4 protein-coding genes and 3 pseudogenes are annotated in these 7035 nt (G+C 36.6%); 6 read left to right on the top strand and 1 reads right to left on the bottom strand.

Features of this window, described 5'->3' with window-relative positions:
* Positions 1-345 precede the first annotated feature (345 nt).
* From AFK68_RS17380 to AFK68_RS17360, 5 genes and pseudogenes are all read left to right on the top strand, one after another.
* Positions 346-1108 (top strand): annotated as a pseudogene (locus AFK68_RS17380) (ABC transporter permease); the annotation flags it as partial.
* Positions 1109-1204: 96 nt separating this feature from the next.
* Positions 1205-1862: pseudogene (gene proX / locus AFK68_RS17375) on the top strand (glycine betaine/L-proline ABC transporter substrate-binding protein ProX); the annotation flags it as partial.
* A 2-nt stretch (positions 1863-1864) separates the two neighbouring features.
* Positions 1865-2328, top strand: a pseudogene (locus AFK68_RS17370) (glycine betaine ABC transporter substrate-binding protein); the annotation flags it as partial.
* A 1-nt stretch (position 2329) separates the two neighbouring features.
* Positions 2330-2592, top strand: a 263-nt coding sequence (locus tag AFK68_RS17365; protein ID WP_305778143.1) for a glycine betaine ABC transporter substrate-binding protein, incomplete at its 5' end; no start/stop codon positions are given.
* 456 nt (positions 2593-3048) lie between these two features.
* Positions 3049-4485, top strand: a complete 1437-nt coding sequence (locus AFK68_RS17360; protein ID WP_094673861.1) for a DUF2330 domain-containing protein — start codon at positions 3049-3051, stop codon at positions 4483-4485.
* Positions 4486-5254: 769 nt separating this feature from the next.
* Here AFK68_RS17360 and AFK68_RS17355 read toward each other — a convergent pair.
* Positions 5255-5842: a phycobiliprotein lyase gene (locus AFK68_RS17355; RefSeq protein ID WP_094673859.1), complete on the bottom strand. Its 588-nt coding sequence runs from the start codon at positions 5840-5842 to the stop codon at positions 5255-5257.
* 176 nt (positions 5843-6018) lie between these two features.
* Between AFK68_RS17355 and AFK68_RS17350 the strand changes: the two genes are divergently transcribed.
* Positions 6019-6855 (top strand): pentapeptide repeat-containing protein, encoded by an 837-nt coding sequence (locus tag AFK68_RS17350; RefSeq protein WP_094673858.1) that lies wholly within the window; start codon positions 6019-6021, stop codon positions 6853-6855.
* The last annotated feature ends 180 nt before the right edge of the window (positions 6856-7035 follow it).

Below are 7035 nucleotides of genomic sequence, written 5' to 3'. Positions count from 1 at the left end.
ATTTTGTTGATTTTCAATTATTTATCTCACTACTTCATAGCTGAAACTCAAGGAGGATTAGACAATTTATTCAATCCATTCCAATCTTATACTTTACCTCTAGATGAATGGGTTAATAATTTAGTTGATTTCCTGGTTGATAACTTTCGCCCTGTATTTCAAGCTATCAGCTTACCTATTAGTGGAACTCTAGAAATAGTAAAATCGACTTTTCTAGCAATTCCGCCTTTAATTTTTCTCATAATCATTGCTCTGCTAGTCTGGCAATTAGCAGGTAAAAAAATAGCTATCTATAGTTTCATAGCTCTAATTATTATCGGTTTTTGTGGAGCTTGGGAAGCAGCAATGGTTTCCCTATCTTTAATACTGACTGCCGTAATATTCTGTATGCTGGTCGGTATTCCTTTAGGTATTGTTTGTGCAGTTAGCGATCGCTTCAATAAAGTATTGCGACCTCTGTTAGATGCGATGCAGACTCTTCCGACTTTTGTTTACTTAGTACCTGTAGTAATGCTCTTTGGAATTGGGGAAGTTTCTGGTATAATAGCAACTTTTGTTTTTGCAGTTCCACCTCTAATTCGTCTGACCAACCTGGGTATTAGGCAAGTATCCCCAGAAGCAGTAGAAGCTGCACTTGCTTTTGGTTCGACTCGGCAACAAGTTTTATTAGAGGTGCAAATTCCTTTAGCTTTACCTACTATACTTGCTGGAACAAACCAAGCTATTTTATTAGCTTTATCAATGTCAGTTGTCACCTCAATGATTGGGGTAGAGGGATTAGGACAAATGGTATTGCAAGGTTTAGGCCGTTTAAATGTTGGACTAGCAGCGGTAGGGGGGTTAGGTATTGTATTAATTGCAGTAATGCTCGACCGTATTACTCAAAGTGTTAGTCAAGGTAGTATTCAGTCTTGGCAAGACCGTGGTCCGATTGGATTTTTCCGGTCTCTTGGGTTGTCGAAACGCGATAAAGCAACTTTAGGTATAAGTATCGTACTTGCTTTATTGGTTGGTACAACAAGTTGGCAATTAATGTCTCAAACAAATATTAAGTCAACTGAAGAGCCACTGCCAGGAAAAGGAATAGTAGTACGTCCAACTTCTGGTTNTTTTCCGGTCTCTTGGGTTGTCGAAACGCGATAAAGCAACTTTAGGTATAAGTATCGTACTTGCTTTATTGGTTGGTACAACAAGTTGGCAATTAATGTCTCAAACAAATATTAAGTCAACTGAAGAGCCACTGCCAGGAAAAGGAATAGTAGTACGTCCAACTTCTGGTTTAGAAACCTACGGTACATTTATCACAGAAATTGTGAATATTGGACTGGAAAAATTAGGCTATGAGGTAAAAAATCAAAAGCAACTAAATGTTCCAGCACTGCACATTGCTGTTAGTAATGGAGATTTAGATTTTGCTGGAACCCATTGGGAAGCTGCCCACCAAGAATTTTTTGACAATAATGGTGGGGAAGAAAAGTTAGAAAGGTTAGGAACTCTTATTTCTAATTCTACCCAGGGGTATCAGATAGATAAAAAAACGGCTGAAGAATACAATATTACTAATTTATCTCAGCTTCAAGACCCAAAAATTGCTCAACTTTTTGATTCCGATGGTGATGGTAAGGCAAATTTAATTGGTTGTACTGCTGGTTGGATGTGCGAAAGAATTATCAGTCATCATTTAGAAGTTTACGGACTTGAGGATACTGTCGAGCAAATTCAAGGAGATTATTCTGCCTTATTAGCAGATGCTTTAGTTCGTTATCGTCAAGGAAAACCAATTCTATTTTTTGCTTGGAAACCCCATTGGTTTGCGTCTCTCTTAAAAGAAGGGGAGGAAGTAGAATGGTTGAATGTTCCTTNGATGTGCGAAAGAATTATCAGTCATCATTTAGAAGTTTACGGACTTGAGGATACTGTCGAGCAAATTCAAGGAGATTATTCTGCCTTATTAGCAGATGCTTTAGTTCGTTATCGTCAAGGAAAACCAATTCTATTTTTTGCTTGGAAACCCCATTGGTTTGCGTCTCTCTTAAAAGAAGGGGAGGAAGTAGAATGGTTGAATGTTCCTTTCACTTCTCTAATAGGAACTATGGAAGATTTTACTGAAAAAGATACCTCTTTAAATGGCAAAAATCTTGGTCTTCCAGTTGATAATGTAAGGATATTAGCTAATAAGAAATTTGTGGAGACTAACCCAATTGCTCAACGTTTCTTTGAACAAATTGAAATTCCTTTAGACGATGTTAATCTTCAGCAGGAAAAAGTTAAAAATGGGGAGAATAAACCTATAGATATTCGCCATCATGCTGAAGAATGGGTTGCAAGNCCTCTTTAAATGGCAAAAATCTTGGTCTTCCAGTTGATAATGTAAGGATATTAGCTAATAAGAAATTTGTGGAGACTAACCCAATTGCTCAACGTTTCTTTGAACAAATTGAAATTCCTTTAGACGATGTTAATCTTCAGCAGGAAAAAGTTAAAAATGGGGAGAATAAACCTATAGATATTCGCCATCATGCTGAAGAATGGGTTGCAAGCCATCAAGGGTTATTTGATAGTTGGTTAAAAGTAGCAATAGCAATAAATTAGGTTTTTGTCCCTGAAAAGAAATAAAATCCTTGTCAATTATCAAGGGTTTTCATATCTATAGCAATCCTATTTCAGTTGTAATATTTTAGTGGTAGTTAGGAGTCAGTAGGGGCAATTCATCTTTGCGGAGCATGACCTAATAATTTGCCCGTACAGTAGTCAGGATTTCTAGTGGTTTTCTGTTAATTATTGAGTAAATTTTCGGCACACCCGATCAAAATTTTAGCAAAATCAGGTAAAGTACCTTTTGCCCTAATAAACCAGATAGTTTAACTAATACCAAATCCGCTTGTTAAAGTAGCACTTTAGAATCTCTCTATAGTTCTTCTTGTTGCTTTTTGTCTGTTGCCTCTCTCAGCAATAATGCTTATAACTAAACCGGATTTAGTATAAAAGACAAATAAGCAATCTCCTGGATTTTTGCTGTAGTTTTCCATGAATTTTGGAGAGTTAACGATGAACCACCGATGGATAAAATACCCCTTTGTTTTGTTGTGCGTCTTGTTGATTTTTCTGAATGTTGCCCCTGCTGCTTGGGCATTTTGTGGCTTTTTCGTTGCCAAAGCAGATAGCCAACTTTATAACTCTTCCTCTCAAGTCATAATCGCCCATGATGGAAACCGCAATATTTTTTTCATGGCGAATGATTATCAAGGGGATGTCCAAGACTTTGCCCGCATTGTTCCTATTCCAGTTGTCCCAAAACGCGAACAAGTGCGAGTTAGCAATAATGAAATTATACAAGCATTGGACGATTTTACTGCCCCTCGCCTGGTGGAATATGTCGATCGACCTTGCAGGGAAGAATATACATTGTATTTGTGGTTGGCGGGAATTGCCACTGTAATTTCCATATCCATCTGGTTGATTCTCAGGGGATGGGGAGTAGTTTTAATTATATGTTTCTTTCTAGGTTTACTGATTGCCGTTAGTTTACCTTCTTTCTTAAATCAAGCTAATTATGCCAAGCAATCTTACGATAGAGTCTTAAATGTGGTCACTGTAGAAGACCAGTTTACTGTTGGAGAATATGATATTACGATTCTCAGTGCTAATGAGTCTAACAGTCTCACAGATTGGTTGGTTAACAATGGTTACAAAATCCCAGCCAAAGCTCAACCTATGCTGGAATCCTATATCCAGCAAGGGATGAAGTTTTTTGTGACTAAAGTCAACTTGGAAGCTTTTCAGAAACAAGGCTATGGGTTTTTGCGGCCCGTTGTATTAGATTATGAATCCGATAAATTTATGCTTCCTATTCGTTTAGGAACTCTAAATGCAGTAGCTGACCAAGACTTAAATGTTTATATCCTTTCACGAGACACAAATAAATTTGCAGAAGTTGCCAACTACCCCACACTTTTAATTCCAACCGATGCTAAATCAAAGTCCAATCGAGTATCAGGAGAAGAGTTGCCAGAATTTATTAAAGATGATTTTGGCAATTTTTATCAATCCCTGTTTCAGAAAGAATATGAGCGATCGGGCAAAAATTCTGCATTTTTGGAATATGCTGGCCCACTGTACAAATGCGATCCGTGTTCTGTTCCTTTTGAAAAAATTGATGAGTTAATAGGGTTATTAAAGCAGGAGGGTTTGGCAGGCTTCTGGGCAGTTACTCGGCTGCATATCCGCTACAATGAGGAAAATTTTCCCCAAGATTTGATATTCCGGGAAGTCAGCGACCAAGATATCTTATCACGAGCAGAAAAAGCAGGTAAAGCTTTTAGTTTATCGCCTGCTTTGTTTCAGGGGCGTTATGTTATCCGTCGGCCTGCCGATGGTGCTTTTTGCCTTTCAGGAGGCCACTATCGCAGTTTTAGAAACCAGTGGGCCAATAATCTCGCTAAATTAACAGGCTGGGATTTGCAAGAAATCAAGAAAAAAATGTAATAGAGACTAGGAATTTTTGTTAATTTTTTATGGGAAATTTTTTATGGGAAATTAGCTCTAGCAGAATTTTTTTCAATCATTTCTTCTAATTTTTTGTGAGTAATATTATATCTGGTTTAATAGTTATAATTAAGCCCATAGTATGGCTTTAGCCCTAAGATAGATATTTCAAGCCCTAAAGCCCTGCTAAAAACAAAATTTTTTTCATCACTAATTATCAGGACATGATATAGCACAAAGAATCTCAGAGGAATAAATCATAAAATTAACACCATTTATCAAACCCTATAGCAGTCTTAAATGATTTGTAAAAAATCCCGAAATAGATGAAAAATTAGAAAGTCTGACTGTAAGCATTCAGCTATTAGCACTCAGCTCTTCCTAGGTCATGCATGCTACGCAAACAGCCTTTTAAATAAATAAATGAGTTAATAAATATAAGCTGTTGTGTATCTAGATTTTATATTCCCTATTGCTAGGAGCAAAAATTGAATATATGGTCGTTCATAGTAAGCCCGCTTTTCATGATTCATAGAATATAGAGATTTTGGCTTAAAGGCAGAAGTAATGCAAGTCAACAGAGCCGTGAAAACCCCTATAAAAACCTTAGCTGATAGCTGATAGCTGACGGCTGAATGCTTACGTCTGACTTCGGTTTTCTGTTTCCTAACTCAATATTATAATTGTGGCTTGAGCTGATAAAAAGTTGCCAAAACTATTGGTATAGTTTGAGCATTTTTTTCAGTCTATTTAGCGACAAATCTATTATTTAGGACGAGATTCTAGCAAGATTTTTTTCCACCATTTCTTCTAATTGTTTGCGAGTTAAACAACGACGTTCAGAAGAATAAGCCATCAAATTAACACCATTCATCATCCTTACTGTACTAACTCTTACTCGAAAATCATCTGTCAAAAACCAACAACGTTCTTGCCCTTGATTTCTTTCATATTCTGTATCAATTGTCAAGACTCCATCAGTAGCAAAATGATATCTACCCACTACAGGAATACCTTCAACATAACCACGATTACGCAAAAATTTTCCAGTTCTACCTGTTTCAGAATCAGGAATATCAACTAAAATAGCAGCATAATTTGGATTAGGTTCATCATTATCTAAATTATCTTGCCAATTAAAACTTGCACCACCTGTCGCTAAAGCTGGATTTACTTTTTGCTCTTCACAAACTTCAATAACTTTAGGGTCATCTTTTGTTAAAACTTTGACAATAAAATTAGATTCCCCTGACTCATCTTCTGCAGAATCAAAATGATGAACAGTACGTTGAGAAAACCACGTTCCCTCACTTTTAATAAAAAAATCCATCATTGTCATTGGTGGTTTTAATTTCATTTTTTTCACTTCTAAAGTTTCGTTAATATCCTCCAGATTTTTAGTTAAGAAAAATCAACAAAAATCTAGTTGAGAGTCATAAAATTATAGGATAAATCAAATGGAGACTTTTGAATAGATAATTAACGAATCTATATATAAAATCCATTGTCAATAGTAAGCAATCCTCAAACAAAATGCAGTTTCAATCAGCTACAGAAATTATTCAAGCTTATCAGCAAAACAAAAATCTTATCGGTAGTAATTTACAAGGTATAGATATTAGTGAAATTGAAGTATATCAAATTAATCTGAGTCAAAGCAATTTACAACAAGCTAAATTAAATAATACTATTCTTATCGGAGCAAATTTGAGTCAAGCCGACTTGAGTGGAGCAAATCTCAAAGGTGCGGATTTACGAGGAGCTAACCTTCAAGGTGCGAACTTGAGTGGAGCAGATTTAACTGATACTTATTTGAACAGAGCTGAACTACAGAATGCTAATTTTACCAATGCTAACTTAGAAGGTACTAAACTCCAAGTAGCGTACTATGATGGGGGAACTGTTTGGCCTGAAGGATTTGCTTACAAACAATCAGGAGCAGTTGGACCTGGAGCTAATTTAAGTGGAGCTTTCTTAAATACAGCTTACCTGAGAGGGGCTGACCTCCGTGGTGCTAATTTGCGGGGAGCTTATCTGAGTGGTACAGACTTGACAGGTGCAAATTTGCAAGGTGCTGCTTTGAGTGGAGCGAATATGAAGGGAGCTTTTTTGATAGGAGCTAATTTGCGCGATGCTCGACTCAATGCAGTAGAGTTGGATGGAGCAGATTTACGGGCAGCCGATTTAACAGGGGCAAGTTTAGATAACATTATTAGTATTGCTGGAGTTGATTTTACTTTAGTGCAAGGATTGAGTGATGATGCTAGAGCTATGTTATCTGGATATCCTGGTAAAGATTTAAGCACTTGGAATTCTTTTAGTCGGACTAATACCGAGAGTAGTTTATTATCTTATCTGAATGATTTTTGAATATTAGACTTTATCTAAAATCTAAAAACTGTAACGTTATAGTTTCATTAATTGTCAAGCTGCAATAGGGCGATCGCTACTCCGAGAATTATCTAAAGTCTAAAAACTGTAACGTTATAGTTTCTTTCATCCTCCAGCCAAATTTTCCTCAGAGATTCCCCACTCAGATAATTCCTCTAA

Source organism: Hydrocoleum sp. CS-953 (genome assembly GCF_002260545.1).
In the GTDB taxonomy this organism is placed as follows: domain Bacteria; phylum Cyanobacteriota; class Cyanobacteriia; order Cyanobacteriales; family Microcoleaceae; genus Trichodesmium.
The sequence above is the reverse complement of the archived record's forward strand: the minus strand, read 5'-3'. Positions and strand labels throughout refer to the sequence as shown.